The 26925-nt window shown below is 72.3% G+C and carries 16 protein-coding genes, 1 tRNA gene and 1 rRNA gene; 4 read left to right on the top strand and 14 right to left on the bottom strand.

Annotated elements, in window-relative coordinates; translation table 11 throughout:
* Positions 1 to 286 precede the first annotated feature (286 nt).
* A complete protein-coding gene (locus ACZ6AQ_RS06125) occupies positions 287 to 1417 on the bottom strand; it encodes an AI-2E family transporter (protein WP_468758546.1) in 1131 nt (376 codons plus the stop codon).
* 392 nt (positions 1418 to 1809) lie between these two features.
* Positions 1810 to 2004 (bottom strand): DUF3046 domain-containing protein, encoded by a 195-nt coding sequence (locus ACZ6AQ_RS06120; RefSeq protein ID WP_468757876.1) that lies wholly within the window; start codon positions 2002 to 2004, stop codon positions 1810 to 1812.
* A gap of 79 nt (positions 2005 to 2083) precedes the next feature.
* Here ACZ6AQ_RS06120 and ACZ6AQ_RS06115 point away from each other — a divergent pair, with 79 nt between their 5' ends.
* From ACZ6AQ_RS06115 to ACZ6AQ_RS06105, 3 genes are all read left to right on the top strand, one after another.
* Positions 2084 to 3013: a hypothetical protein gene (locus ACZ6AQ_RS06115; protein WP_468757874.1), complete on the top strand. Its 930-nt coding sequence runs from the start codon at positions 2084 to 2086 to the stop codon at positions 3011 to 3013.
* A 207-nt stretch (positions 3014 to 3220) separates the two neighbouring features.
* Positions 3221 to 7870: an Lhr family ATP-dependent helicase gene (locus ACZ6AQ_RS06110; protein WP_468757872.1), complete on the top strand. Its 4650-nt coding sequence runs from the start codon at positions 3221 to 3223 to the stop codon at positions 7868 to 7870.
* A 66-nt stretch (positions 7871 to 7936) separates the two neighbouring features.
* Positions 7937 to 8749 carry an Fpg/Nei family DNA glycosylase gene (locus ACZ6AQ_RS06105; RefSeq protein WP_468757871.1) on the top strand — a complete coding sequence of 271 codons (813 nt, stop codon included), beginning with the start codon at positions 7937 to 7939 and terminating at the stop codon, positions 8747 to 8749.
* 172 nt (positions 8750 to 8921) lie between these two features.
* On the opposite strand, the gene ACZ6AQ_RS06100 is transcribed toward ACZ6AQ_RS06105, so the two are convergent.
* From ACZ6AQ_RS06100 to ACZ6AQ_RS06055, 10 genes are all read right to left on the bottom strand, one after another.
* A complete protein-coding gene (locus tag ACZ6AQ_RS06100) occupies positions 8922 to 9191 on the bottom strand; it encodes a hypothetical protein (protein ID WP_468757870.1) in 270 nt (89 codons plus the stop codon).
* Between the two features lie 232 nt (positions 9192 to 9423).
* On the bottom strand, positions 9424 to 9894 hold the full coding sequence (locus tag ACZ6AQ_RS06095) for a Dps family protein (RefSeq protein ID WP_388694336.1): 471 nt from the start codon (positions 9892 to 9894) through the stop codon (positions 9424 to 9426).
* Between the two features lie 148 nt (positions 9895 to 10042).
* On the bottom strand, positions 10043 to 10417 hold the full coding sequence (locus ACZ6AQ_RS06090) for a helix-turn-helix domain-containing protein (RefSeq protein ID WP_388694338.1): 375 nt from the start codon (positions 10415 to 10417) through the stop codon (positions 10043 to 10045).
* Between the two features lie 109 nt (positions 10418 to 10526).
* Positions 10527 to 11066, bottom strand: coding sequence for a CinA family protein (locus ACZ6AQ_RS06085; RefSeq protein WP_468757868.1), 540 nt, complete (start codon positions 11064 to 11066; stop codon positions 10527 to 10529).
* Positions 11063 to 11737, bottom strand: a complete 675-nt coding sequence (gene pgsA, locus ACZ6AQ_RS06080) for a CDP-diacylglycerol--glycerol-3-phosphate 3-phosphatidyltransferase (protein WP_468757867.1) — start codon at positions 11735 to 11737, stop codon at positions 11063 to 11065. The genes ACZ6AQ_RS06085 and pgsA overlap by 4 nt, the downstream gene beginning before the upstream one ends.
* Positions 11734 to 13215 (bottom strand): 30S ribosomal protein S12 methylthiotransferase RimO, encoded by a 1482-nt coding sequence (gene rimO, locus ACZ6AQ_RS06075; protein WP_468757865.1) that lies wholly within the window; start codon positions 13213 to 13215, stop codon positions 11734 to 11736. The genes pgsA and rimO overlap by 4 nt, the downstream gene beginning before the upstream one ends.
* Before the next feature lie 87 nt (positions 13216 to 13302).
* Complete coding sequence (locus ACZ6AQ_RS06070) at positions 13303 to 14130, bottom strand: helix-turn-helix domain-containing protein (RefSeq protein ID WP_468757863.1); 828 nt, start codon at positions 14128 to 14130, stop codon at positions 13303 to 13305.
* A 244-nt stretch (positions 14131 to 14374) separates the two neighbouring features.
* Positions 14375 to 17152: a DNA translocase FtsK gene (locus ACZ6AQ_RS06065; protein ID WP_468757861.1), complete on the bottom strand. Its 2778-nt coding sequence runs from the start codon at positions 17150 to 17152 to the stop codon at positions 14375 to 14377.
* A 137-nt stretch (positions 17153 to 17289) separates the two neighbouring features.
* On the bottom strand, positions 17290 to 17961 hold the full coding sequence (locus tag ACZ6AQ_RS06060; protein WP_388694352.1) for a response regulator: 672 nt from the start codon (positions 17959 to 17961) through the stop codon (positions 17290 to 17292).
* 295 nt (positions 17962 to 18256) lie between these two features.
* The gene (locus tag ACZ6AQ_RS06055; protein WP_468757859.1) at positions 18257 to 23737 is read right to left on the bottom strand and encodes a HAMP domain-containing protein; all 5481 of its coding nucleotides are present in this window, start codon (positions 23735 to 23737) and stop codon (positions 18257 to 18259) included.
* Positions 23738 to 24003: 266 nt separating this feature from the next.
* On the opposite strand from ACZ6AQ_RS06055, the gene ACZ6AQ_RS06050 reads away from it, so the two are divergent.
* Positions 24004 to 26649, top strand: coding sequence for a SpoIIE family protein phosphatase (locus tag ACZ6AQ_RS06050; RefSeq protein ID WP_468757858.1), 2646 nt, complete (start codon positions 24004 to 24006; stop codon positions 26647 to 26649).
* A 105-nt stretch (positions 26650 to 26754) separates the two neighbouring features.
* On the opposite strand, the gene ACZ6AQ_RS06045 is transcribed toward ACZ6AQ_RS06050, so the two are convergent.
* Positions 26755 to 26827: transfer RNA gene (locus ACZ6AQ_RS06045), tRNA-Thr, on the bottom strand.
* 4 nt (positions 26828 to 26831) lie between these two features.
* A 5S ribosomal RNA gene (gene rrf / locus ACZ6AQ_RS06040) occupies positions 26832 to 26925 on the bottom strand; the annotation flags it as partial.

Below are 26925 nucleotides of genomic sequence, written 5' to 3'. Positions count from 1 at the left end.
CGATCGCTTCATGTGAAAGACGCTAACCCCTGCCACTGACAATGGGCCTCGCGCTCCCGCCCGGCCTGTGGACAACTCCGCTGCAACCCCGCGATTCCAAGGCCCGGGCCCCCATAGGAATGTATGTTCGATTTTAGTGTCAAGCGTGCCACGCGGGGCCGGAGGGAACGCGGTCCGACCGCCCGGGCCCGCTCCGGAAGGGCCGGGGAGGGCCGGTTCCCGTGCGGTCACCGGCCCGGCGGCACGGACGCGTACACGGCATGGGCACGGAGGCACCGCCGCCGGGTCAGGAGTCCTCCGGAGCGGACTCCTTCTTGTGCTGGAGGGCCTTCTGCAGCCGGGCGACCACCGCCTCGCCGTACCTGCGGTGGCCATGGACGCGCGGGTCGTCCATCACGTCGTACCGCTTCACGTAGGCACCCAGGAACGCCTGCAGGGTGGCGACGGCCGGGATGGCGATCAGCGCGCCGACGGCGCCGAGCAGCGCCGTCCCCGCGATGACCGAGCCGAAGGCCACCGCCGGGTGGATGTCCACGGTCTTCGAGGTGAGCTTCGGCTGGAGGACGTAGTTCTCGAACTGCTGGTAGACCACGACGAAACCGAGCACCCACACCGCGTACCAGGGGTTGACGGTGAAGGCGATCAGCATCGGCAGGGCACCGGCCAGGTAGGTGCCGATGGTCGGGATGAACTGCGAGACCAGGCCGACCCACACGGCGAGCGCCGGGGCGTACGGCACGTCCAGGATCTCGAAGAGCACGAAGTGCGCGATGCCCGAGACGAGGGCCATCAGACCGCGCGAGTAGAGGTAGCCGCCGGTCTTGTCGACCGCGATCTCCCACGCCCTCAGCACCTCGGCCTGCCGGGCGGGCGGCAGGACGGAGCAGAGCGCGCGCCGCAGCCGGGGGCCGTCGGCCGCGAAATAGAACGAGAACAGGAAGATCGTGAGGAGCCGGAACAGACCGCCGAGGACGGTGGCGGAGACGTCGAGGACCCCGGACGCGCTGTTCTGCACGTACTTCTGCAGCCAGCCGGAGCGGAGCAGGCTGTCCTGGACCTCGACCCGCGACAGGTCCGTGTGGAAGCTGTCGTTGATCCACTTGATCAGCGAATCGAGGTACTTGGGGAAGTTCTCGACGATGTCGATGATCTGTCCGGCGAGCATCGACCCCAGGAGGAAGACGAAGCCGACGCCGAAGACCAGGACGGCGAGGAAGACGAGGAAGGTGGCGAGGCCCCGGCGCATTCCTCGTGCGGCCATGCGCCCGACCGCCGGCTCGATGGCGAGGGCGAGGAAGAAGGCCAGGAGGATGTTGACGAGGAGGCCGATGAGCTGGTGGAAGGCCCAGTCGCCCAGCCGGAAGCAGGCGTAGAGGGCGAGGGCCAGGACCAGCGCGCGGGGCAGCCAGCGGGGCATCCGCTCGGAGCCCGCCGGGGGCGCCGTGGCGGCGGGGCCCGGGGACGCGGTCCCCGGGGCGGGGGAGGTGCCCGCGGCGACGCCCCTCCCGGTCCCGGGGGCCGGGACCGGGGGAACCGCCGCGTCGCTCATGCCGGACGGCCGGGGCCCACCGGGCTCGGCGGGCGTGTCGGGAGGGGTGATGTCGTCGCTGTCGTCAGTCGGGGCCACCCCGCCAGTCTCGCGCACCGCGCCGGCGTTCCGCCCGGGGCCCCGCGCATCCCCGCCGGGTGCCCCGCCGTACGGCTCCCGTCACACCGGGGGCCGCTTCGTCGCCCTCCCCCGTTCACCTCCGGCCCTTCCGCCGCGCGCCTCCGGGCGCGATCCGGCTCCCGCACACCGGGGGCGGCCCCTCAGCGTTTGTCGGCGGGCACGTCGACGGCCGCGCAGACGGCGCGCCACACGTCCTTCGCCTCCCAGCCGGCCTCCAGCGCCTCCCGTACGGTCCGGCCCCCGAGCTCCGACATCACGTGGTCGCGCGCGAAGGACTCGGCGTACGACGCGCCGAAGTGATCGGCCATCCGTTCCCAGAAAATCGTCAACCGCATGACCCCAGTATCCCGCTCCCAAGAGTGCAGACCGCCTCATGGGCCCTCTCACCACGGCTTTCCGCCCTACGGTCGGAGCATGGCGGAAACCACCCCTCCCTCCCCGTCCTCGACCCCTCTGGCCCGCGCCGAGCGTTTCGTCTGGCTGACGGCCCGGATCCTCGAACAGCGCCGGTTCGCCTACCACTTCCGGCGCGGTGGCGCGGACCAGGTCGAAACGGCCCTCACCGCGTACCTCAACGAGGACGGCGGCTACGGTCACGCGCTCGAACCGGACCTGCGCGGACCCGTCAGCCAGCCGCTGCACACCGCGCACGCCCTGCGGGTCCTGGACTCCGTCGGACGCTGCGGCGGACCCCGGATCGAGCGGATCTGCCGCTACCTCACGGCGGTGTCCACGCACGACGGGGCGCTCCCGGCGATCCACCCGTCCCAGCACGGCCACCCCTCGGCGCCCTTCCTCCCGGTCGTCGACTCCCCGCCGAGCGCGCTGCTCTCGACCGGCCCGGTGGTCGGGCTGCTGCACCGCAACCAGGTGTGGCACGCGTGGCTGTTCCGGGCCACCGAGTTCTGCTGGTCCGCCGTGGAGAACCTGGAGGAGTCCCACCCGTACGAGGTCCGGGCGGCCGTCGCCTTCCTCGACGGGGCCCCTGACCGCCCGCGCGCGGAGGCGGCCGCCGACCGGCTCGGCCGGCTCGTCCGGGAGCGGGGGCTCGCCGTCCTCGACCCGGACCGGCCCGAGGACTACCCGGCGGCGGAGGGGCACGCGCCCGGGGAGCACCACTTCCCGCACGACTACGCGCGCGTGCCGGACTCGCTGGCCGCGCGCTGGTTCACGCAGGAGGAGACGGCCCGGTCCCTGGACCGGCTCGCGGCCGACCAGGAGGAGGACGGCGGCTGGCCGGTCCGCCGGCGCGCCTGGGCGCCCGGTCCGGCCCTGGAGTGGCGCCCGATCGCCACCGTGGAGGCGCTGCGCACCCTCCGCGCGCACGGCCGTCCCCTCGGTTGAGGGCCGCGCGCCGGAACGGCGTCCCGGCGTCGAGCGGGGGGGCGGCCCGGGAGCCCCCGGCCGGGGGCCGCCGCTCCGGGAAGCCCCGGTCGTTCCCGCCGGCGCCCGTCCGGGCGGTTCCCGCGGGCTCGGCCCGCAGGTCGTTTTCCACAGGCTGTTTTCCACAGGTCCGGGCGACTGTCGGTGGCCGGGTGCAGGATGGGGGGCATGGTCAGGTCCGCGCTCGACTCGTTCTCCCCCGCCACCCGTGGTTGGTTCACCGGGGCCTTCGACGCGCCCACGGCGGCGCAGGAGGGCGCCTGGAACGCCATCGGGGCGGGCTCCGACGTCCTCGTCGTCGCCCCGACCGGCTCGGGCAAGACGCTGGCGGCCTTCCTCGCCTCCCTGGACCGGCTGGCGTCCTCCCCGCCGCCCGCCGAGGCGGTCAAGCGCTGCCGGGTGCTCTACGTGTCCCCGCTGAAGGCGCTCGCCGTGGACGTCGAGCGGAACCTGCGCTCCCCGCTGACCGGCATCCGCCAGGAGTCGGTGCGGCTCGGGCTGCCCGAACCGGACATCCGGGTCGGCATCCGCTCCGGCGACACCCCCGCCGCCGAACGCCGGACGCTGGCGACCCGGCCGCCGGACATCCTGATCACCACCCCCGAGTCCCTGTTCCTGATGCTGACCTCCGCCGCGCGCGAGGCCCTGACGGGCGTGGAGACGGTCATCCTGGACGAGGTCCACGCGGTCGCGGGCACGAAGCGGGGCGCGCACCTGGCGCTCTCCCTGGAACGGCTCGACGAGCTGCTGCCCCGCCCGGCGCGCCGGATCGGCCTCTCGGCCACGGTCCGACCGGTCGAGGAGGTGGCCCGCTACCTCTCCCCCGGGAGGGCCGTGGAGATCGTGCAGCCGCCTTCGGGCAAGGAGTTCGACCTCTCCGTCGTCGTCCCCGTCGAGGACATGGGCGAGCTGGGCGGCTCCCCGGCCTCCGAGGGCAAGGAGGGCGGCGACAAGCCGTCGATCTGGCCGCACGTCGAGGAACGGATCGCCGATCTCGTCCAGGCCCACCGCTCCACCATCGTCTTCGCCAACTCACGCCGCCTCGCCGAGCGCCTGTGCAACCGGCTCAACGAGATCGCGTACGAACGGGCGACCGGCGAGCCCCTGCCCGAGGGAGCCCCTCCGGCCGAGGTCATGGCCCAGTCGGGAGCGGCGCAGGGCGCTCCGCCGCTGCTCGCCCGGGCCCACCACGGCTCGGTCTCGAAGGAGCAGCGCGCCCAGGTGGAGGAGGACCTGAAGGCGGGCCGGCTGCCCGCCGTCGTGGCCACCTCCAGCCTGGAGCTGGGCATCGACATGGGCGCGGTCGACCTGGTCGTGCAGGTCGAGTCACCGCCCTCGGTGGCCTCCGGGCTCCAGCGGGTGGGCCGCGCCGGCCACCAGGTCGGCGCGGTCTCCACCGGGGTGGTCTTCCCCAAGTACCGGGGCGACCTGGTGCAGGCGGCCGTGGTCACCGAGCGGATGCGCGCGGGGGCGATCGAGTCCCTGCGGATTCCCGCCAACCCGCTGGACGTGCTCGCGCAGCAACTGGTCGCCACGGTCGCCCTCGACACCTGGCAGGCGGACGACCTGCTCGCGCTGGTGCGCCGGGCGGCGCCGTTCGCCTCGCTGCCCGAGTCGGCGTTCACGGGCGTCCTCGACATGCTGGCGGGCCGGTATCCGTCGGACGCCTTCGCCGAGCTGCGCCCGCGCGTGGTCTGGGACCGGGTGGCCGGGACGGTCACGGGTCGGCCGGGTGCGCAGCGGCTCGCCGTCACCTCGGGCGGCACGATCCCCGACCGGGGCCTGTTCGGCGTGTTCCTGGCGGGCTCGGACCCCAAGAAGGGCGGGGGCCGGGTCGGGGAACTGGACGAGGAGATGGTGTACGAGTCACGGGTGGGCGACGTGTTCACGCTCGGCACCACCTCGTGGCGGATCGAGGACATCACCCGGGACCGGGTGCTCGTCACCCCCGCGCCCGGCGCGCCGGGCCGGCTGCCGTTCTGGAAGGGCGACCAGCTGGGCAGGCCGCTCGAACTGGGCCGGGCGGTGGGCGCGTTCCTCCGCGAGATCGGCGCCCTCGGGGACGAGGAGGCACGGCTGCGGCTGCTCGCCGCCGGTCTCGACGCGTGGGCCGCCGAAAACGTCCTGGCGTACCTCCGGGAGCAGCGCGACGCCTGCGGCCACGTGCCGGACGACCGGACCGTCCTGGTCGAGCGCTTCCGGGACGAGCTGGGTGACTGGCGGGTCGTCATCCACTCCCCCTTCGGGGCGCAGGTGCACGCCCCGTGGGCGCTGGCGCTCGGCGCCCGGCTCTCCGAGCGGTACGGCATGGACGCGCAGGTGATGCACGCGGACGACGGCATCGTGCTGCGGCTGCCGGACGCCGATCTGATGGGTCTGGACATGGGCCTGGACCTCCTCGACCACGAACCGGTCGATCCGGGCCGGTACGCGGACGCCGCGTACGACGCCGACAAGGCGCCCGTCGGCGCGGCCGACACCCTCTTCGACAAGGGCGAGATCGAACAGATCGTCACTGACCAGGTGGGCGGCTCCGCCCTTTTCGCCTCCCGCTTCCGCGAATGCGCCGCCCGCGCCCTGTTGTTGCCGAAGCGCAACCCGGGCAAGCGCACCCCGCTCTGGCAGCAGCGCCAGCGCGCGTCCCAGCTCCTCCAGGTGGCGGGCGAGTTCGGCTCGTTCCCGATCGTCCTGGAGGCCGTCCGCGAATGCCTCCAGGACGTCTTCGACCTCCCCGGCCTGACGGAACTGATGGGCGACATCGAGGCCCGCCGGGTCCGTCTGGTCGAGGTCACCACCTCCGAGCCGTCCCCCTTCGCCCGCTCGCTGCTCTTCGGATACGTGGCGCAGTTCCTGTACGAGGGCGACTCGCCGCTGGCGGAGCGGCGGGCCGCCGCGCTCTCCCTGGACTCCCGGCTGCTCGCGGAACTGCTGGGCCGGGCGGAGCTGCGCGAACTGCTCGACGCGGACGTCCTGACGGAGCTGGAGCGGGAGCTGCAGTGGCTGACGGAGGACCGCCGGATCAAGGACGCGGAGGGCGTCGCGGACCTGTTGCGGATGCTGGGGCCGCTCACCGGCGCCGAACTCGCCGAGCGCGGTGCCGAGGCGGACTGGGCACCGGCCCTGGAGGCCGCCCGGCGCGCGATCCGGGTGCGGATCGGGGGCCGGGAGCACTGGGCGGCGATCGAGGACGCGGGCCGGCTCAGGGACGCCCTGGGCACCGCCCTGCCGGTCGGCGTGCCCGAGGCGTTCACCGAACCGGTCAAGGACCCGCTGGGAGACCTCCTCGGCCGGTACGCGCGCACGCACGGTCCGTTCACCTCCTCCCGGGCGGGCGACCGCTTCGGCCTGGGCACGGCCGTCACCGACGGCGCCCTCCAGCGGCTCGCCGCGTCGGGCCGGGTCGTCCAGGGCGAGTTCCACCCCTCCGGCATCGGCCAGGAGTGGTGCGACGCCACCGTTCTGCGCCGGCTGCGACGGCGTTCCCTGGCGGCCCTGCGTCACGAGCTGGAGCCGGTGCCCCCGGCCGCCCTCGCCACCTTCCTGCCCCAGTGGCAGCACCTGGGGGGCAACAGCCTGCGCGGCATCGACGGCCTGGCCCGTGCGGTCGAGCAGCTCCAGGGCGCGCCCGTCCCGGCCTCCGCCCTGGAGAAGCTGGTCCTGCCGTCCCGCGTCCGGGACTACTCCCCGGCGATGCTGGACGAACTGACGACCACCGGCGAGGTGGTGTGGGCCGGCGCCGGATCGCTGCCCGGCAAGGACGGCTGGGTCTCGCTCTACCTCGCGGACGCCGCGCCGCTGCTCCTTCCCCCGCCGCACCCGCTGGAGCTGTCCGCGCTGCACGAATCGGTGCTCACCGTCCTCTCCGGTGGCTACGGGCTGTTCTTCCGCCAGGTCGCCGACCAGGTCCGGGCGACCACCCATCCGGAGGTGACCGACCCGCAGCTCGCCGACGCCCTCTGGGACCTGGCCTGGTCGGGCCGGCTCACCAACGACACCCTCGCCCCGCTGCGCGCGCTGCTCGGATCGGGCCGCACCGCCGGCTCGACCGCGCACCGGGCACGCCGCACCGTCCCCCGCGGCCGGTACGGCGCCCCGACCGCCTCCGCCCGGCCCGTGTCCCGCACGGGACCGCCCACGGTCTCCGGCCGGTGGTCCCTGCTTCCGCCGGCCGAACCGGAGCCGACCCACCGGGCACACGCCCTGGCCCGCACCCTCCTGGACCGGCACGGGGTGGTCACCCGGGGCGCGGTGGCCGCCGAGGGGGTGGAGGGCGGTTTCTCGGCCACGTACCGGATCCTGTCCGCCTTCGAGGACAGCGGGCAGGCCCGCCGCGGCTACGTCGTGGAGGGACTCGGCGCGGCCCAGTTCGCGATGGACGGGGCGGTGGACCGGCTGCGGGCGGCGGCGACCGCGCGCGACCGGGGCGTCGAGGCGGCGGCCGGTCCGCGCGCCCTGGTCCTCGCGGCCGCGGACCCGGCGAACGCGTACGGCGCCGCGCTGTCCTGGCCGGAGCCGCCCTCCGGTGCCGGGCACAAGCCGGGACGCAAGGCGGGCGCGCTGGTGGTCCTGGTCGACGGCGAACTGACGCTCTACATGGAGCGGGGCGGCAAGACCCTGCTGTGCTGGCCGGACGACCCGGACGACCCCGCCCTGACGGCGGCGGCCGAGGCCCTGGCCGCGTCCGCCCGCGCCGGCTCCCTCGGCACGGTCACGGTGGAACGGCTCAACGGCGCTCCGGCCCTGACCTCTCCCCTGGCCCGCCCCCTGGAGGCGGCGGGCTTCCTGGCGACTCCCAGAGGTCTCCGCCTGCGCGCGTGAACCGCCCGGAGGGACGCTCGCGGGCCCCTCCCCGCCCCGTCGTCCACCACCGGGCATCATGGACCCGTGCCCGAAGGAGACACCGTCTGGCAGACGGCCCACCGCCTGCACACCGCGCTCGCCGGGCGGGTGCTGACCCGCTCGGACCTCCGGGTGCCCCGGTTCGCCACCGCCGACCTCACCGGCCGCACGCTCCTCGACTTCACCCCGCGCGGCAAGCACCTGCTCGCCCGCATCGAGGGCGGTCTCACCCTCCACTCCCATCTGCGCATGGACGGCGCCTGGCGGATCCACGCCGCCGGGGAGCGCCCGCGCGGCGGCCCCGACCACCAGATCCGGGCCGTCCTCGGCAACGCGGAATCCACCGCGTACGGCTACCGGCTCCCGGTCCTGGAACTGATCCGTACCGCCGAGGAGTCCCGTGTCGTGGGCCATCTCGGCCCGGATCTGCTCGGCCCCGACTGGGACCCGGAGGAGGCGGTGCGACGGCTGACGGCCGATCCGGCGAGGACGCTCGGGGAGGCCCTGCTCGACCAGCGCAACCTGGCCGGCATCGGCAACATCTACAAGTCGGAGCTGGCCTTCCTCGCCGCGGTCAGCCCCTGGCTCCCCGTGGGGGAGCTGGACCCCGACACCCCCGCGCGCCTGGTCGCGACCGCCCACCGCCTGCTCGACACGAACAAGGACCACCCGGACCGGCGCGTCACCACCACGCGTCGCCCCGGCGTCCCGCTCCACGTCTACGGTCGCGCGGGCCACCCGTGCCTGCGCTGCGGTACTCCGGTCCGCAAGGCGGAACTCGGCGACCGGATCACCTACTGGTGTCCGGGATGCCAAAAGGGCCCGCACCGGGAAACCGGTGCGCGCCCCTCACCCTGACGCGGGCCCCCCGGGCTCGATGGCGTGCCTCGCGGCTCCGTGCTCATCTCTCATGTGCGTCGTACCCGTCTCACGGATGCACCGCACCGGCCTCACGCGTTCCCGTACCGACCGCACACACCCTCGTACCGACCGCACGCGTCCCGTCCCGGCCTCACGTTCGGACCCGCGCTCATGCCGCGTCGGATCCCGCGCCCCTGCGACGGCTCCGCGTCATCCTGCCGATGCGCCGGGCGATCGTGCTGGGCCGTCCCGACGAGGCGGTCACGTGGACGGGCAGCAGGCTCAGACCCCAGCCGCCCGCGGCCACCACGCCCTCCACCGGCCCGGCGGCTTCCGGGACGAGCAGCACACGCAGCACCGCCCACCACCAGAGTCCCCCGGCCACCAGCCCGACCGCGACCAGCGCGAGTGCCGCCGGTGGAAACCCTCGCCGTACCATGGCCGCCTCCCGCGGTCGACGCTAGACCGGCAGGATCACCCTGTGGGAGGGCGCACCGGGGTGAGCCCCGGCGCGCACCGCACCTATCGCCACGCCCGGCGGTACCGGGACCGGGGACACGACACCCGGCGGGCCGATGCCCGGAACCGAGGACACCGCTTCCGGCACCCCCCGGACCGAAGCCGTCGTGGCCGTCGTCTTCACGACCGGCACCTCCACGGCCGACCCGTTCCTAGACGCTCTCCGCCTGGAACATCCATGCGTGCTTCTCGAGCTCGCCCGTCAGCGCGATCAGGATGTCCTGGGTGACCGGGTCCGGGTCGCCGGTCGCGTCGATCCGCTCCCGCATCCGGCCGGTGACGGCGCCGAGGGCGTCGACGAGGATCTTCACCGCGTCCACGTCCTTGATCCAGCCCTCCGGCACCGTCCCGATCGCGCTCGACGAGGCCACGGTCGCCGCGCGCCCGTCCGGGTTGACCCCCAGGGCGGAGGCGCGCTCGGCGACGGTGTCGGAGTGCGTCCGGGCGGTGGTGACCACCTCGTCGAGCTGAAGGTGGATGGAACGGAAGCGCGGTCCCACGACGTTCCAGTGCACCTGCTTGGCGACCAGGGAGAGGTCGACCAGGTCGGCCAGCGCCCCCTGGAGTGCGTTGCCGACCGTCTTGAGGTCGGCTTCGGACAGCGTGCTCTTCACGACAGACATGCGGAATCTCCAACCAGTCGAACGTTGTTCCACCATGGCACGGGTCTCCGGAAACCGGCATCTCAAACAAATCAAGGCAAAGCCCAAAGGGAAAAGCCCCGGTCAACACCCTGTGAGGGTGTTGACCGGGGCTTTTCCCCGTTTCGGGTCAGGCGGCGACGACGTCGACCGCCTTCGCGGGTGCCTTGAGGGTCACCCGCTCGGTGGGCACACCGGCCACCGACACCGAGTTGAGCATCGGACGAACGGGTGCCGGCACCTGTTCGCTCGCGGCTGCCGACTCGGCCAGTTCGGCCAGTGACAGCTCGTCGCTCACTTCACGCATGAGCTCGGACATCCGTACGTCCAACGCGTCGCAGATCGCGGAGAGCAGTTCGGAGGAAGCCTCCTTCTGCCCCCGCTCCACCTCGGAGAGATAGCCGAGCGAAACTCGGGCGGACGAGGAGACTTCGCGCAGAGTACGGCCCTGGCGCTGGCGCTGCCGACGCAGCACGTCACCCAGCAGGCGACGGAGCAGAATCATCGGTGGCTCCCTCCTCGGACCGCGTAGCCGCATCCTTCACGCCCCACCGTACCGCCTCGCGACGCGGCCGTGCGGGGAGCGATGTCGTGTTCACTCAGGGCTGCAAACATCAAGTCCCCCCGTTCTGTTCCGTATCCTGTGCCCGCACATTTCCCAGGAGTTCCCCGTGGAGCAGTTCCAGCGCGCTCCGCACGCTCTCCCTACGGATTTCCCCCCGGTCGCCGTTCAACCTCAACGACACCACTTTCCCCGGTTTCCCCGGTTTCCCCGGCCCGGTCTTCGTCGCGGCCGGGCCCGCGACCGCCACGTAAACGGTTCCCACGGCCTGCCCGTCCTGCGGATCGGGACCCGCGACCCCGGTCGTCGAGACGCCCCAGTCGGCGCCGAGCCGGTCCCGTACGCCCACCGCCATCTGCACCGCGACCTCCGGGTCCACCGCTCCGCGCTCGGCGAGCAGGTGCCCGTCCACGCCGAGCAGCTCGTGCTTGAGGGGCGTGGCGTAGGCGGTCACGGACCCCCGGAAGGAAGCCGAGGCCCCGGGGACGCCGGTCAGCTCGGCGGCCACCAGGCCGCCCGTGAGGGACTCCGCGACGGCCACGGTCTGACCGCGTCCGGCGAGCAGCGCGAGCACGCGGGCGGCCTCGGTCACCGGGCCGCCGCCTCCGCCCGCGCAGCCGCCCGCTCGGCGGCCATGCCCCTCCGCCGCAGTGCGAGGGCCTGCCGTACGTAGTCCAGGCCCGTGACGACCGTCAGCACGACGGCCAGCGCCATCACCCAGAAGCGGAGGGTGGCCAGCGGCCCGACGAGCATCAGCACGTACATGCCCACGGCCGTGCCCTGGGCGAGCGTCTTCATCTTGCCGCCGCGGCTGGCCGGGATGACCCCGTGGCGGATGACCCAGAACCGCATCAGGGTGATCCCCAGCTCCCGGGCCAGGATGACCCCCGTCACCCACCAGGGCAGGTCCCCCAGCCAGGACAGGGAGGCCAGTCCGGCCGCCATGATCGCCTTGTCCGCGATGGGGTCGGCGATCTTCCCGAAGTCGGTGACCAGGTTGTACGCGCGGGCGAGGTGCCCGTCGAAGACGTCCGTGATCATGGCCACCGCGAACGCCGCCCAGGCCCAGGCCCGCCAGGCGGGGTCGTGCCCGCCGCCCTGGAGCAGCAGCAGCACGAAGGCCGGCACGAGCACGAGCCGGATCATGGTGAGGATGTTCGCGATGTTCCACAGACTGGCCTGGTTGACGGCCGCCGTGCCCAGCTTGCCGCGGGGCGCCGGCCTGCCGGTCCCGCCCGTCGCGGATGCCGGGACTCCGGTCATCTGCCCGCCTCCTCGGAAAGACACTCGGCCACCAGATCGACGCCTTCCGTGCCGACGACCTTCGCCCTGACCATACGGCCCGGAGCCAGGTCGGGCTCCGTCCCGTCGGCCGTGACGAGGAGCGTCTGCCCGTCGGTCTCGGGAGCCTGGTGGGCGGCGCGGCCGATCCAGCCGTCCTCCTCGTCCAGGGACTCCACGAGTACTTCCAGGGTCTCTCCGATCCGCTCCTCCGCACGCTGGGCGGTGAGTTCCTCGGCGAGCCGGGAGAGGTGGGCGAGTCTCTCGTCGACGACCTCCTGGTCGAGCTTGTGCTCGTAGGTGGCGGCCTCGGTGCCGTCCTCGTCGGAGTAGCCGAAGACGCCGACGGCGTCGAGGCGGGCGTGGGTGACGAAGCGTTCCAGCTCGGCGAAGTCCGCCTCGGTCTCGCCGGGGAAGCCGACGATGAAGTTGGAGCGCGCTCCGGCCGTCGGGGCCTTGGCGCGGATGGTCTCCAGGAGCTCCAGGAAGCGGTCGGTGTCGCCGAAGCGGCGCATGGACCGCAGCACGTCCGGAGCGCTGTGCTGGAAGGACAGGTCGAAGTAGGGAGCGACCTTCTCGGTGGACGTGAGGACGTCGATCAGACCGGGGCGCATCTCGGCGGGCTGGAGGTAGCTGACGCGGACGCGCTCGATGCCGTCCACCGCCGCCAGCTCGGGCAGCAGGCCCTCCAGGAGGCGGATGTCGCCGAGGTCCTTGCCGTAGGAGGTGTTGTTCTCGGAGACCAGCATGATCTCCTTCACGCCCTGCTCGGCGAGCCAGCGCGTCTCGTTCAGCACGTCCGAGGGGCGGCGCGAGACGAAGGAGCCGCGGAAGGAGGGGATCGCGCAGAAGGTGCAGCGGCGGTCGCAGCCGGAGGCCAGCTTCACCGACGCGACGGGGCTGGTGTCCAGCCGCCGGCGGAGCGGCGCGCGCGGGCCGGAGGCGGGGGCGATCCCCTCGGGCAGGTCGGCCGGGGCCTCGGCGGCGTCGCCGTGTCCCGGCAGGGCCACGGCCGCGGCGGCCTCCTGACGCTCCACGGGCGAGAGCGGCAGCAGCTTGCGCCGGTCACGGGGGGTGTGGGCCTCGACACTGCCACCGCTGAGGATGGTCTGGAGGCGGTTGGAGATGTCGGCGTAGTCGTCGAAGCCGAGGACTCCGTCGGCCTCCGGGAGGGCGTCGGCGAGTTCCTTGCCGTAGCGCTCGGCCATGCAGCCGACGGCGACGACGGCCTGGGTCCTGCCGTGGTCCTTCAGGTCGTTGGCTTCGAGCAGGGCGTCGACGGAGTCCTTCTTGGCGGCCTCGACGAATCCGCAGGTGTTGACGACGGCGACGTCCGCTTCCTCGGCGTTCTCGACGAGCTGCCAGCCGTCCGCTGCCAAGCGGCCTGCGAGCTCCTCCGAGTCCACCTCGTTACGGGCGCAGCCAAGAGTGACAAGGGCGACGGTACGGCGTTCGGGCATGGGCTCAAGACTACTTCGTCCCGGCCGTTCCCCCGTCGCGCAGGGTTCGTCCGCGCGACGGAGGTCACATCACGGCGCCGGGGCGGCTCAGCCGGCCTGGGGGTCGCCCTTGGTGTACGTGAGCCGCTCGACCTGGCCGGATTCGAACGTGTCCGCGACCTTCTTGCCGTTCACGTACAGCTCGATGGCCCCGGCGTTGCCGAGGACCAGGTCGACGCGCTCGTCGTCCTGGAAGGTCTTGGACTCGCCCTTGAGGAGCAGGCCGTCGAAGAGCAGCTTGCCGTCGTGGGCCTTGGCCGAGATCCAGCTCTTGTCGTCGACGGCGGTGAGCTTGACCGTCACCTTGTCCCGCGGAACGGCGGCGATCGCGCTCTCGGTGGCCTTGGGCGCGACGGGCTTGATCGGCTTCGGCTTGGCGGCCGAGGTCGCCTTCTCCGGGGCGGGCACCGGGCCGCCGTCGGCCGCGGTGGTCCCCTTCGGGGCGTCGTTCCCGTTGAACATCGTGAAGCCGACGAACCCGACGACGGCGACGATGGCCGCGACCATCGCGGCGGTCCAGTTGGGCCTGCGCGGCTCGGGGCGGATGCGCTCCGCCTCGAAGAGCGGGGCGGCGGGGGTGGGGGCGGGCCGGCCGCCGTGCTCGGCGTCGAACCGCTCGACCAGCGGAGCCGGGTCGAGGCCGACGGCGCGCGCGAGGGCGCGAACGTGGCCGCGGGCGTAGACGTCCCCGCCACAGCGCGAGAAGTCGTCCTGCTCGATCGCGTGCACGATCGGGGTCCGGACGCGGGTGGAGGCACTGACCTCCTCGGCGGTGAGACCGGCGGCGATACGGGCCTGCTGGAGAGCGCGACCGATCGAGTCCCGGTCGTCTGCCGGGAAGATCCGGTCGTCTTCGGGGGAGTTGCCGATGGACACGAGAGCGCCTTTCGAGCGTGTAGCCACCTGCTGGACGTTCAGTCTATGGGTGGTACGAAAGGGTGGGGCAACCGGACGGGTGTGTTTGTACGCCATGAGGCTGGGACGTCCTTCTGTCCCTCCGTCCAACTTGACGTACGCCCGGAGGAAACGGTTGCTCACCCATTCTTACGAGTGAGTCTCAGCAAGATCTCGAACGGGTACCCCGCCTTCCGGCGTCCACACCCGGCCCCCCTCGCCACCGCTACTCGCCGGGCGCCGGCTCCCCCCGGATCACGGCGAGCACCCCGTCCAGTTCGTCGGGCTTCACCAGGACGTCCCGCGCCTTCGAACCCTCGCTCGGTCCGACGATGTTCCGCGACTCCATCAGGTCCATCAGCCGGCCGGCCTTCGCGAAGCCCACGCGCAGCTTCCGCTGGAGCATCGAGGTGGAACCGAACTGCGTCGAGACGACCAGCTCGGCGGCCTGGCACAGCAGGTCGAGGTCGTCGCCGATCTCCTCGTCGATCTCCTTCTTCTGCTGAGTGCCCACGGTGACGTCGTCCCGGAAGACGGGCGTCATCTGGTCCTTGCAGTGCCGCACGACGGCCGCGACCTCGTCCTCGGTGACGAAGGCGCCCTGCATGCGGACGGGCTTGTTGGCGCCCATCGGCAGGAAGAGCCCGTCGCCCTTGCCGATCAGCTTCTCGGCGCCGGGCTGGTCGAGGATGACCCGGCTGTCGGCGAGCGAAGAGGTGGCGAAGGCGAGCCGCGAGGGCACGTTCGCCTTGATGAGACCGGTGACGACGTCCACGGACGGCCGCTGGGTGGCGAGCACCAGGTGGATGCCGGCGGCGCGGGCCAGCTGGGTGATGCGGACGATCGCGTCCTCGACGTCCCGGGGCGCGACCATCATCAGGTCCGCGAGCTCGTCGACGATCACCAGGAGGTACGGATAGGGGCTGAGCTCGCGCTCGCTCCCCTCCGGCGGCTTGACCTTCCCGGCCCGGATGGCCTCGTTGAAGTCGTCGATGTGCCGGAAGCCGAAGGCGGCCAGGTCGTCGTAGCGCAGGTCCATCTCGCGCACCACCCACTGCAGCGCCTCGGCGGCCTTCTTGGGGTTGGTGATGATCGGGGTGATCAGGTGCGGGATGCCCTCGTAGGCGGTGAGTTCGACCCGCTTGGGGTCGACGAGCACCATCCGGACGTCGTCGGGGGTCGCCCTTATCATCACCGAGGTGATGAGGCAGTTGATGCACGAGGACTTTCCGGAGCCGGTGGCACCGGCGACCAGGATGTGCGGCATCTTCGCCAGGTTGGCCATCACATAGCCGCCCTCGACGTCCTTGCCGAGCGCGACCAGCATCGGGTGGTCGTCGCCGGCCGCGTCCGCGAGCCGCAGCACGTCCCCGAGGTTGACCATCTCGCGGTCGCTGTTCGGGATCTCGATGCCGACCGCCGACTTGCCGGGGATCGGCGAGATGATCCGCACGTCCGGGGAGGCCACGGCGTACGCGATGTTCTTGGCCAGGGCCGTGATCTTCTCGACCTTCACGGCGGGGCCGAGTTCGACCTCGTACCGGGTGACCGTCGGCCCCCGGGTGAAGCCGGTGACGGCGGCGTCCACCTTGAACTCGCCGAAGACGTTGGTGAGCGCGGCCACGACGACGTCGTTGGCGGCGCTGCGCGTCTTGCCGGGCCCTCCTCGTTCCAGGAGGTCCATCGACGGCAGGGAGTACGTGATGTCGCCGGAGAGCTGGAGCTGTTCGGCCCGCGACGGCAGGTCGGTCGGCTCGGGCGCGGGCTTCGTCAGGTCGGGTACGGCGCCGGAACGCGACTCCCCTCCCCGCGCCGGCGGTACGGGCGCGGGCGTCCTGCCCGGGGCCCCGGCCGCGTCCCGCTCGACGGTGACGTCCTTGGTCAGGTCGGCGACGACGGGGGACGGGGGCATGCCGTTCAGCACCGCGCCGTCGAGCGCGGCGGCCGCGGCGGCGGCGACGTCCACCGGGTCCATGCCGGGATCGAACGCGGAGCGGCGCGCCGGACGGCCGCGCCGGGCTCCCTGCTCCGCCCCGGCCGGGTCCGTCCCGTACGGCTCCGCCGGGGCGGGGGCGCGGCGCCGGACCGGGCGCGCGGGCCGCGGCTCCGCCCCCCGCCACTCGTCCCCGTACCCCTCCTCGGGCCCGTACTCCTCGTCCTCCGCCGGGTCGTAGGCCGGTTCGACGACGCCGAGCCTGACGCCGAGGGCGCGCAGCCGCCGCGGGATCGCGTTGACCGGAGTGGCGGTGACGACGAGCAGGCCGAAGACGGTGAGCAGCACCAGCATCGGTACGGCCAGGACCTCGCCCATCATGAAGACGAGGGGCTGGGACGCCGCCCAGCCGATGAGGCCGCCCGCGTCCTGGAGGGCGTCGGCGCCGTCGCCGCGCCCCGGCGAGTCGCACGCGATGTGCACCTGGCCGAGGATGCCGACGGTGAGGGCGGAGAGGCCGATGACGATCCGGCCGTTGGCCTCGGGACGTTCCGGATAGAGGATCAGGCGTACGCCCATCCCGGCGAGCAGCGGCGGCACCAGCAGGTCGAGCCGGCCGAAGGCCCCGGTGACCAGCATCTCGACGAGGTCGCCGACCGGACCGCTCAGATGGGACCACGTCCCGGCGGCGACGATCAGCGCCAGGCCGAGGAGGAGGAGCGCGAGGCCGTCCTTGCGGTGGGCGGGGTCGAGCCCCTTGGCGCCGCGCCCTATCCCCCGGAACACCGCGCCGACCGCGTGGGCGAGACCGAGCCAGGCGCCGCGCACGAGCCGGTAGACGCCCCCGGTCGGGGACGGGGCCGGCCGGGGCGGGGCCTTCTTCGCCGCGGTCTTCCGCGCGGGCGCGCGCTTGGCGGGCGCGGCCTTCCTGGCCGGCGCCTTCTTCGCGGGCGGCTTGGCGGGGGACTTCGCGGGCGCCGCTTTCTTCGCGGCGCCCGCCGTACGGCCGGCGCGCGGCTTTGCGGTGCCCGCCGTGCCCTGGGAACCCTTGCCGGACGTACGTGAAGCCATGGGGCCGAGGTTACCCGTGCGGGAACCGGCTGTCCCCACTCACCCGTTCGTGTCGTCCGCGCCGGGGCGCGAAGCTGACGCGGGCTCACCGGCGGGCACCCCGGCCGCGACGGACCGGGGAGCCCGGTGACGTCGCGTCAGCTCGGGGAGGGCAGGGAGGACGTGGCGCCGGTACCGGGCTCCAGGGCGTCCAGGGCCCGGCGCAGTCCGGTCAGCTTGCGCTCCAGGTGCGCGGCGGTGGCGACGGCTGCCGCGTCGGCCGAGTCGTCGTCGAGCTGTTTCGACAGCGCCTCGGCCTGTTCCTCGACGGCCGCGAGACGGGCGGACAGTTCGGCGAGCAGACCGGCGGACTCCTTGCCGTGGCCGCTCTCGCCGCCCTCCAACTGCAGTCGCAGCAGGGCGGCCTGCTCGCGCAGCTTGCAGTTCTTCATGTACAGCTCGACGAAGACGGAGACCTTGGCCCGCAGCACCCACGGGTCGAAGGGCTTCGAGATGTAGTCGACCGCCCCTGCCGCGTACCCCCGGAAGGTGTGGTGGGGGCCGTGGTTGATGGCGGTGAGGAAGATGATCGGGATGTCCCGGGTCCGCTCCCGCCGCTTGATGTGGGCGGCGGTCTCGAAGCCGTCCATGCCCGGCATCTGGACGTCCAGCAGGATGACCGCGAAGTCGTCCGTCAACAGCGCCTTGAGCGCTTCCTCCCCGGACGATGCCCGCACCAGCGTCTGATCGAGCGCGGAGAGAATGGCCTCCAGCGCCAGCAGATTCTCCGGCCGGTCATCGACCAGGAGGATCTTGGCCTTCTGCACCATGCCCCGTCCTCCTCGTCCCGGAAACAGCTCTCCCCGGTCCCCCCGACCGGGGGAAGCACCGGGCGCCGCCCCGGAAGACGACTCCCTAGCGCCGTCAGTCCTTGTGCCGGTCATCGTAGCCGCACCCCGCCCGTCGCCACACCCTGTCACCGCGATGTCACCGTGCACGCAGGAAAAACGCGGTGGAAGCCCAGAAGGTTCCCCGTGACCGGGCCCTTCACACGCCCGTGGCGAGAGTACGTCGCCCGGGGCCGGGGGCCCGCACGGTGCTTCCGCGCGGGCCCCCGGTCCGGAGTCACGTCCGCCGCATCCACTGCTCCATGACGGACAGCAGGTGGTCGGGGTCGACCGGCTTGGTCACGTAGTCCGAGGCGCCCGACTCGATCGCCTTCTCCCGGTCGCCCTTCATCGCCTTCGCCGTCAGCGCGATGATCGGGAGCCCGGCGAACTGCGGCATCCGCCGGATCGCGGTGGTCGTCGCGTATCCGTCCATCTCCGGCATCATGATGTCCATCAGCACGACCGCCGCGTCGTCGTGCTGCTCCAGGACCTCGATGCCCTCCCGTCCGTTCTCCGCGTACAGCACCGCGAGCCCGTGCTGCTCCAGGACGCTGGTGAGGGCGAAGACGTTGCGGATGTCGTCGTCCACGATGAGGACCTTCTCGCCGGAGAAGGAGAAGGTGCGGCGCGGCTCCTCCGCCACCTCCTGCTCCGGACGCTCGGCCTCGGGCTGTCCGGACCGCCCCGGGGCCGCGTCCCGCCCCCCGGTCGCCTCGGCGGCGGCCTTCCTGCGGTGCCGGAACAGCGCCCCGGCCCCCGACCGCGCCTCCTTCCGCACGGGCGGCGGGAAGTGCGGGAACGGCTGGACGGCCCCGTCCGCCCCCTCCCCGGCGTCCTGCTGCGGGGCGTCGCCCTCCTGCGCCCCCTGCCCGGCCCCCTGCGCGGGCGGTTCGGTCGGGTTCAGCGGCAGGTAGAGGGTGAACGTCGATCCCCGGCCGGGCTCGCTCGCGGCGAAGATCTCACCGCCGAGCAGCCGCGCGATCTCCCGGCTGATCGAGAGCCCCAGCCCCGTACCGCCGTACTTCCTGCTGGTCGTGCCGTCGGCCTGCTTGAACGCCTCGAAGATGACCCGCATCTTGCTCGCCGCGATCCCGATCCCGGTGTCGGTGACCGAGAACGCGATCAGGTCGGCCTCCGGGTCGCGCAGCGAACCGGCCTCCAGGAGCTGCTCGCGGATCGACTGCGGCACGTCCGAACCGGCCGGCCGGATCACCAGCTCCACCGCGCCCGTGTCGGTGAACTTCACCGCGTTCGAAAGGAGGTTGCGCAGCACCTGGAGCAGGCGCTGCTCGTCGGTGTGGAGCGTGGCCGGCAGCTCGGGCGAGACCCGCACCGAGAAGTCGAGACCCTTCTCCGCCGTCAGCGGCCGGAAGGTCGCCTCCACGTAGTCGACGAGCTGGACGAGCGCGATCCGGGTCGGCGAGACGTCCATCTTGCCCGCCTCGACCTTCGACAGGTCGAGGATGTCGTTGATCAGCTGGAGCAGGTCGGAACCGGCGCCGTGGATGGTCTCCGCGAACTCGACCTGCTTCGGCGTCAGGTTCGACTCGGCGTTGTCCGCGAGCAGTTTGGCCAGGATCAGCAGCGAGTTGAGCGGGGTGCGCAGCTCGTGCGACATGTTCGCCAGGAACTCAGACTTGTACCGCATGGAGACGGCGAGCTGTTCGGCCCGCTCCTCCAGGACCTGCCGGGCCTCCTCGATCTCGGTGTTCTTCACCTCGATGTCGCGGTTCTGCCGGGCGAGCAGTTCCGCCTTCTCCTCCAGCTCCAGGTTCGACCCCTGGAGCTCCTTCTGCCGGTGCTCCAGCTCGGCCGAGCGCTCCTTGAGCTGCTCGGTGAGCTCCTGCGACTGCCGGAGCAGCACCTCCGTCTTGGTGTTGACGCTGATGGTGTTGACGGTGGTGGCGATCAGCTCGGCGAGCTGGTTGAGGAAGTCGCGCTGGATCTGGGTGAACGGCTGGAACGAGGCCAGCTCGATCACCCCGAGGACCTTGCCCTCGAAGAGGACCGGCAGCACGATCACGTGCGCGGGCGCGGCCTCCCCGAGCCCGGAGGAGATCTTCAGGTACCCCGGCGGCACGTTGACCTGGATGGTCCGCTTCTCCTCGGCCGCCGTCCCGATGAGGGTCTCGCCGGGACGGAACGAGGTCGGCATGGACCCGGTGGAGTAGCCGTAGCTCCCGCGCATCCGCAGCTCGTACGAGCCGTCGCCCTCGCCGACCAGTTCGGCGTCGCCGTGGGCGGAGCCGGTCGGCATCGCCACGAAGAAGGCGCCGTGCTGGGCCGAGACCACCGGAGTCAGCTCGCTCATGATGAGCGACGCGACGTCGTCCAGGTCCCGCCGGCCCTGCATGAGGCCGGAGATGCGGGCCAGGTTGCCCTTGAGCCAGTCCTGCTCCTCGTTGGCGAGGGTCGTGTCGCGCAGGTTGGTGATCATCGTGTTGATGTTGTCCTGGAGCGCCTGGATCTCACCGGCCGCGTCCACACCGTCGATCTTGAGGTTCAGGTCGCCCCGGGTGACCGCCGTGGCGACGGCCGCGATGGCCCGCACCTGACGGGTCAGGTTCCCGGCCATCTCGTTCACCGACTCGGTCAGGTCGCGCCAGGTGCCGTCGACGTCCCGTACGCGCGCCTGGCCCCCCAGGATGCCCTCCACGCCCACCTCGCGGGCCACGCGCGTGACCTCCTCGGCGAAGTTCGAGAGCTGGTCGACCATCGTGTTGATGGTGTTCTTCAGCTCCTGGATCTCACCGCGCGCGTCGATGTCGATCTTCTTGGTGAGGTCGCCCTTGGCGATCGCGGTCGTGACGGCCGCGATCTGCCGCACCTGACCGGTCAGGTTGGACGCCATCGAGTTCACCGACTCGGTCAGGTCCTTCCACGTGCCGGAGACCCCCGGCACCCGGGCCTGACCGCCCAGCTCGCCCTCCGTGCCCACCTCACGGGCGACCCGGGTCACCTCGTCCGCGAAGGACGACAGGGTCGTCACCATCGTGTTGACGGTCTCGGCCAGCTCCGCGACCTCGCCGCGCGCCTCGACGGTCACCTTCTTGGTCAGGTCGCCGTTGGCCACGGCCGCCGAGACCCGGGAGATGTTCCGCACCTGGCTGGTCAGGTTGTTGGCCATCAGGTTGACGTTGTCGCTGAGGTCCTTCCAGGTGCCCGTGACGCCGCGCACGCGCGCCTGGCCGCCCAGGATGCCCTCCGTACCCACCTCGCGGGCCACGCGCGTGACCTCGTCCGCGAAGTTGGAGAGCTGGTCGACCATCGTGTTGACGGTCGTCACCAGCTCCAGGATCTCGCCCCGGGCGTCGACCGTGATCTTCTTCGACAGGTCGCCCATGGCCACCGCGGTCGTGACCTCGGCGATGTTCCGCACCTGGATGGTGAGGTTGTTCGCCATGAAGTTCACCGACTGGGTGAGGTCCTTCCAGGTGCCGGAGACCCCCTGCACCTCGGCCTGGCCGCCCAGGATGCCCTCGGTGCCCACCTCGCGGGCGACCCGGGTCACCTGCTCGGCGAAGTTCGAGAGCTGGTCCACCATCGTGTTGAGGGTGTTCTTCAGCTCCAGGATCTCGCCGCGCGCGTCCACGTCGATCTTCTGCGACAGGTCGCCGCGCGCGACCGCCGTGGCGACCTGCGCGATGTTGCGGACCTGGGTGGTGAGGTTCCCGGCCATGCCGTTCACCGAGTCGGTCAGGTCGCGCCAGACCCCGGCCACGCCGGGCACCTGCGCCTGCCCTCCCAGCCGCCCGTCGGTGCCCACCTCGCGGGCGACCCGGGTGACCTGGTCCGCGAAGGCGGAGAGCTGGTCGACCATCGTGTTGATGGTGTTCTTCAGCTCCAGGATCTCGCCGCGCGCGTCCACGTCGATCTTCTGCGACAGGTCGCCGCGCGCCACGGCCGTCGTCACCTGGGCGATCTGGCGCACCTGCGAGGTCAGGTTGCCGGCCATGAAGTTCACCGAGTCGGTGAGCTCCCGCCAGCGCCCGGAGACCCCGTCCACCCGTGCCTGGCCGCCGAGCCGGCCCTCGGTGCCCACGTCCCGGGCCATCCGGGTCACCTGGTCCGCGAAGGACGACAGCTGCGACACCATCGTGTTGACGGTGTTCTTCAGCTCCAGCATCTCGCCGGCCACGTCCACGGTGACCTTCTGCGACAGGTCGCCGTTGGCCACCGCCGTCGTCACCTGGGCGATGTCACGGACCTGACCGGTCAGGTTGCGGAAGGCGGTGTTCACCGAGTCGGTGAGGTCCTTCCAGGTGCCCGCCGCGCCCGGCACCTCGGCCTGGCCGCCCAGCAGGCCCTCGACGCCGACCTCCCGGGCCACCCGGGTCACCTCGGAGCCGAACGCGGAGAGCTGGTCCACCATCGTGTTGACGGTGTTCTTCAGCTCCAGCATCTCCCCGGCCACGTCCACGGTGACCTTCTGCGACAGGTCGCCGTTGGCCACCGCCGTCGTCACCTGGGCGATGTCACGGACCTGTGTGGTGATGTTCCGGAAGACCGTGTTGACGGAGTCCGTGAGGTCCTTCCAGGTGCCCGCCGCACCCGGCACCTGCGCCTGCCCGCCGAGCAGGCCCTGCGCGCCGACCTCGCCCGAGACGCGGGTCACCTCGTCGGCGAACGTCCGCAGCGTCTCGGTCATCTGGTTGATCGTGTCCGCGAGCTGGGCGATCTCGCCGCGCGCCGAGACCCGGACCTTCTGCGACAGGTCCCCGTTGGCGACGGCGGTCGTCACCTCGGCGATCCCCCTCACCTGGTTGGTGAGGTTGCCCGCCATCGTGTTGACGGAATCGGTGAGGTCCTTCCACACGCCGGCGACGCCGGCCACCTCGGCCTGGCCGCCCAGCTCGCCCTCGGTGCCCACCTCGCGCGCGACCCGGGTCACCTCGGAGGAGAACGACGACAGCTGGTCCACCATCCGGTTGACGGTGTTCTTCAGCTCCAGCATCTCCCCGGCGACGTTCGCGGTGACCTTCTGCGACAGGTCGCCGTCCGCGACCGCCGTCGTCACGAGCGCGATGTCCCGCACCTGGGCCGTCAGCTGGTTCGCCATGGTGTTGACGGAGTCCGTGAGGTCCTTCCACGAACCGGACACCCCGCGCACCTGCGCCTGCCCGCCCAGCTTGCCGTCGGTCCCCACCTCGACGGCGACCCTCGTCACCTCGGAGGCGAAGACGGACAGCTGGTCCACGAGGTTGTTGGCGGTCCGCGCCACCTTGAGGAACTCGCCCCGCAGCGGCCGCACCGTCCCGTCGGAACCCTCCGAACGCAGGTCCATCCGCTGTTCCAGGTCGCCCTCGGCCACCGCGGAGAGCACCCGCCCCACTTCGGACACCGGCCGGGCCAGGTCGTCGACGAGCGCGTTCGCGGCCTCGATCGCCGCCGCCCACGCCCCTTCGGTGGGCCCCGTCTCCAGGCGCTCGGACAGCTTGCCCTCGCGCCCCACCACCCGCCGGACCCGCGACAGTTCGCCGGTCACGTGCATCTGGCGGTCGGCGACCTCGTTGAACACGGCGGAGATCTCCGCCATGACCCCGTCCCCGGAGACCGTGAGCCTTCTGCGGAGGTTCCCGTCCCGCATCGCCGCAAGCGCGGCGAGCAGCCGCTCCAGCGCCGCCGCGTCCACCTGGACCGTCCCTCCCCGGGAACGCCCGCCTCTCGTACGCGTACCGCTGCCTCCGCCGCGACGCGCCGCCGTGCCAGACTCCACCGTGTCCCTCCCGAAAGGGGTCGACCGTACCGCTCCGGCTCTGCCGGTAGCCTGCTCAGTGTTTCACCGTGACCGAACCAGGCGATAACAGTTCGGCGGCTTCGACGGTGTCCTCGCCCCCCAGGGGTGGAATCCGCGTGACCGGCATCCGCTGGGACAGCGAAGGTAAGTAACCTGGCATCCGGCTGTCCAGCCGCTCCGGTCCGCCCGGCCGGGACGGTGTGGCGCGCGCACGACCGCCGGGAAGTGGGAGGGACAGACCGAGCATGGCAGAGCCGGGCGTCGAGACTCGTACGAGGAGAGCTGTGATCACCGCGCGGGCGACTGCCACCTTCGAGCCCGTCGGGCGGTCCGTCGCGTCCGCCCGCGCCTTCGTCCGGGACACCCTCCAGGGCTGGGGACACCCCGAACTGGTGGACGACGCCGTCGTCCTCACCAGCGAACTGGTCACCAACGCCGTCGTCCACGCCGGCACCGCCGCCGACGTGCTCTGCCTGCTCTCCGACGACAGCGTCCGCGTCGAGGTGTCCGACCGCTACCCGGAGCGCGAGATCCCCGTCCAGAGCGGTCGCACCCTGGCCGCCCCCGACCGCGAGAGCGGCCGCGGCCTGCTGCTCTGCGCCGCCCTCGCCCACCGCTGGGGCGTCGACTACTCCCCCACCCGCAAGCACGTCTGGTTCCACCTCGACCTCCCGCAGCGCCCCGTCGGCACCCGCTCCGCCGGTCCCGTGCTCCCCGACGCCCTCCTCCCGGTCGCCGACAGCCGCGTCCGCGTCGCCGTCGTCCAGATCGACCGGGACGGAACGGTCGACGCCTGGAACGAGGACGCCGAGGAACTCTTCGGGTACGCCTCCGGCCAGGTCACCGGCAAGCCCCTGGGCGATCTCGCCGCCTGGCCCCACACCCCCGGCATCGGCACCGGTCTCGCCGAGGCACTGCGCCTCTCCCGCTGGGAGGGCAGTTACGGCATCCGCTGCGCCGACGGCCGGATCGTCCCCGTCTACGCCTCGCACCTGCGCGTCCGCGACTCCCAGGGCGAACCCTCCACGGTCTGCCTCCTGGTGCGCGAGCACGAGCGGGCCGTCCTGCAGACTCCGCAGCGCCCGGCCGCCGAGCCGGGCGCCGAGAGCCGCGCCGCCGACCCCTTCGAGGTCTTCATCGGCTCCCCGGCCCCGGAGGACCTCGACGGTCTCCTCCAGCGCACGGTGGAGCGCGCCCGCGACATGCTCGACGGCGACGCCGCCTTCCTGCTGCTCGCCACCGACGACGAGACGGAGCTGGAGGTACGGGCCTCCACCGGCCTTCCGGCCGCCCGCCAGCGCTTCGCCCGCGTCCCCGTCGAGACCGGCGCCAGCCGTTACGGCTCCGCCCGGATGCCCGCCGTCCACGAGGACCTGGCCGCCGTTCCCGGCGCCGTGCCGCTCCTGGAGAACACCGGCATGCGCTCGGTGGTCACCGTCCCCCTCAAGGTCGAGGGTCGGCTCACCGGTTCCCTGGGCGTGGCGGCCGAGGCCGCGAACCGCTACTCGAACGAGGAGGCCCTCCGCCTCCAGTTCGCCGCCGACCGCATCGCCCTGGCCGTCGAGTCGGCCCGCCTCGGCGAGCTGGAGCGCCTGCGCCGCGGTTCCCTCAGCTTCCTCGTCGAGGCGTCCGACCTCCTGGCCGGCACCCTCGACCGCGACCAGACCCTGGCGCTGATGGCCCAGATGACGGTCCCCACCCTCGCGACCTGGTGCGCGGTCTACACGATCGCGGACCAGTCCTCCGACCCGTACCTCTCGTACGTGCTCCACGAGGACGAGGACCGCATCGACGGGCTCAAGGCGCTGCTCTCCTCGATCGCTCCGCCCGACCCGGTGCCGACCCCCGGCGCCCGGGTCTGGACCGCGCCGGGCGACGCCGCCCACCGGGCCGCGCTGGACGCCTCGACGCAGGCCCTCAACCATCTGTCGGGTCCTCTTCCGGCGGACGTGGACACCACCCTGGCCACCGCGCACACGGTCGCCGGCGAGACGGTCGTCCTGCCCCTGGTGGCCCGCAACCGGGTCATCGGCATGCTGACGCTCGGCCGGCCCTCCGAGGACCACTTCCGCCAGGAGATCCTGGAACTGGCCGAGGACCTGTCCCGCCGGGCCGCCCTCGCCCTGGACAACGCCCGCCTCTACTCGGAGCGCGTGGCGATCAGCCAGTCCCTCCAGCGCAGCCTCCTGCCGCCCGGCCTCCCCGAGATCCCGGGCGTCGAGGTCGACGTCATCTACCGCGCGGCCGGCGAGGGCAACGAGGTCGGGGGCGACTTCTACGACCTGTTCCCGATCGCCGACGGCGCGTACGGCTTCGCCATCGGCGACGTCTGCGGTACGGGTCCGGAGGCGGCCGCCGTCACGGGCCTGGCCCGTCACGCCCTGCGGCTCCTGGCCCGCGAGGGCCTGGGCGGCCCGGCCGTCCTGGAGCGTCTGAACGCGGCGATCCTGGACGAGGGCGCCCGCAGCCGCTTCCTCACCCTCCTCTACGGCGAGATGCGTCCCCAGGAGGACGGCTCCGCGATCCTCAAGGTCGTCTGCGCCGGCCATCCCCTCCCGCTGCGCCTCAGCCCGGACGGCACGGTCCGCCCCGCGGCCGAACCGCAGCCGCTCCTGGGCGTCATGGAGGACCTGGAACTGTACGAGGAGACGGTCACGCTCGATCCGGGCGACGTCCTCCTCTGCGTCACGGACGGTGTGACGGAGCGTCGTGAGGGCACCCGCATGCTGGGCGACGACGGCCTCGCCGACGTCCTCAAGACGTGTACGGGTCTGACGGCCGGCGCGGTCGGGGCCCGTGTCCTCCGCGCGGTCGAGCGCTTCGCCCAGGAACCGGCCTCCGACGACATGGCGATTCTCGCGATGCGCCTCCGCGAGCCGGACGACCGCTGACCTTCTGGGGCCTTCCCTTCCGGGGAAGGCCCCAGAGGTGTTCCGGTCTCCGGCTTCCGGAAACGCGAAAAGGCCCCCGCCACGAGGCGGGGGCCTTTTCGTCTGAGCCCTTTAACGGAATCGAACCGTTGACCTTCTCCTTACCATGGAGACGCTCTACCGACTGAGCTAAAAGGGCAGGTGTTCGGCGGTGTCCTACTCTCCCACAGGGTCCCCCCTGCAGTACCATCGGCGCTGAAAGGCTTAGCTTCCGGGTTCGGAATGTAACCGGGCGTT

Source organism: Streptomyces sp. NPDC041191, assembly GCF_055591945.1.
Note: the sequence above shows the minus strand (reverse complement) of the source record. Positions and strands in the feature narration are given on the sequence as shown.

Bases quoted from the DNA above. Each gene is read 5' to 3' on its own strand.
- ACZ6AQ_RS06125 (WP_468758546.1), bottom strand. From the start codon at position 1,417: ATGCCCCGCTGGCTGCCCCGCGCGCTGGTCCTGGCCCTCGCCCTCTAC.
- ACZ6AQ_RS06120 (WP_468757876.1), bottom strand. From the start codon at position 2,004: ATGCGGTTGACGATTTTCTGGGAACGGATGGCCGATCACTTCGGCGCG.
- ACZ6AQ_RS06115 (WP_468757874.1), top strand. From the start codon at position 2,084: ATGGCGGAAACCACCCCTCCCTCCCCGTCCTCGACCCCTCTGGCCCGC.
- ACZ6AQ_RS06110 (WP_468757872.1), top strand. From the start codon at position 3,221: ATGGTCAGGTCCGCGCTCGACTCGTTCTCCCCCGCCACCCGTGGTTGG.
- ACZ6AQ_RS06100 (WP_468757870.1), bottom strand. From the start codon at position 9,191: ATGGTACGGCGAGGGTTTCCACCGGCGGCACTCGCGCTGGTCGCGGTC.
- ACZ6AQ_RS06095 (WP_388694336.1), bottom strand. From the start codon at position 9,894: ATGTCTGTCGTGAAGAGCACGCTGTCCGAAGCCGACCTCAAGACGGTC.
- ACZ6AQ_RS06090 (WP_388694338.1), bottom strand. From the start codon at position 10,417: ATGATTCTGCTCCGTCGCCTGCTGGGTGACGTGCTGCGTCGGCAGCGC.
- pgsA (WP_468757867.1), bottom strand. From the start codon at position 11,737: ATGACCGGAGTCCCGGCATCCGCGACGGGCGGGACCGGCAGGCCGGCG.
- rimO (WP_468757865.1), bottom strand. From the start codon at position 13,215: ATGCCCGAACGCCGTACCGTCGCCCTTGTCACTCTTGGCTGCGCCCGT.
- ACZ6AQ_RS06065 (WP_468757861.1), bottom strand. From the start codon at position 17,152: ATGGCTTCACGTACGTCCGGCAAGGGTTCCCAGGGCACGGCGGGCACC.
- ACZ6AQ_RS06060 (WP_388694352.1), bottom strand. From the start codon at position 17,961: ATGGTGCAGAAGGCCAAGATCCTCCTGGTCGATGACCGGCCGGAGAAT.
- ACZ6AQ_RS06050 (WP_468757858.1), top strand. From the start codon at position 24,004: ATGGCAGAGCCGGGCGTCGAGACTCGTACGAGGAGAGCTGTGATCACC.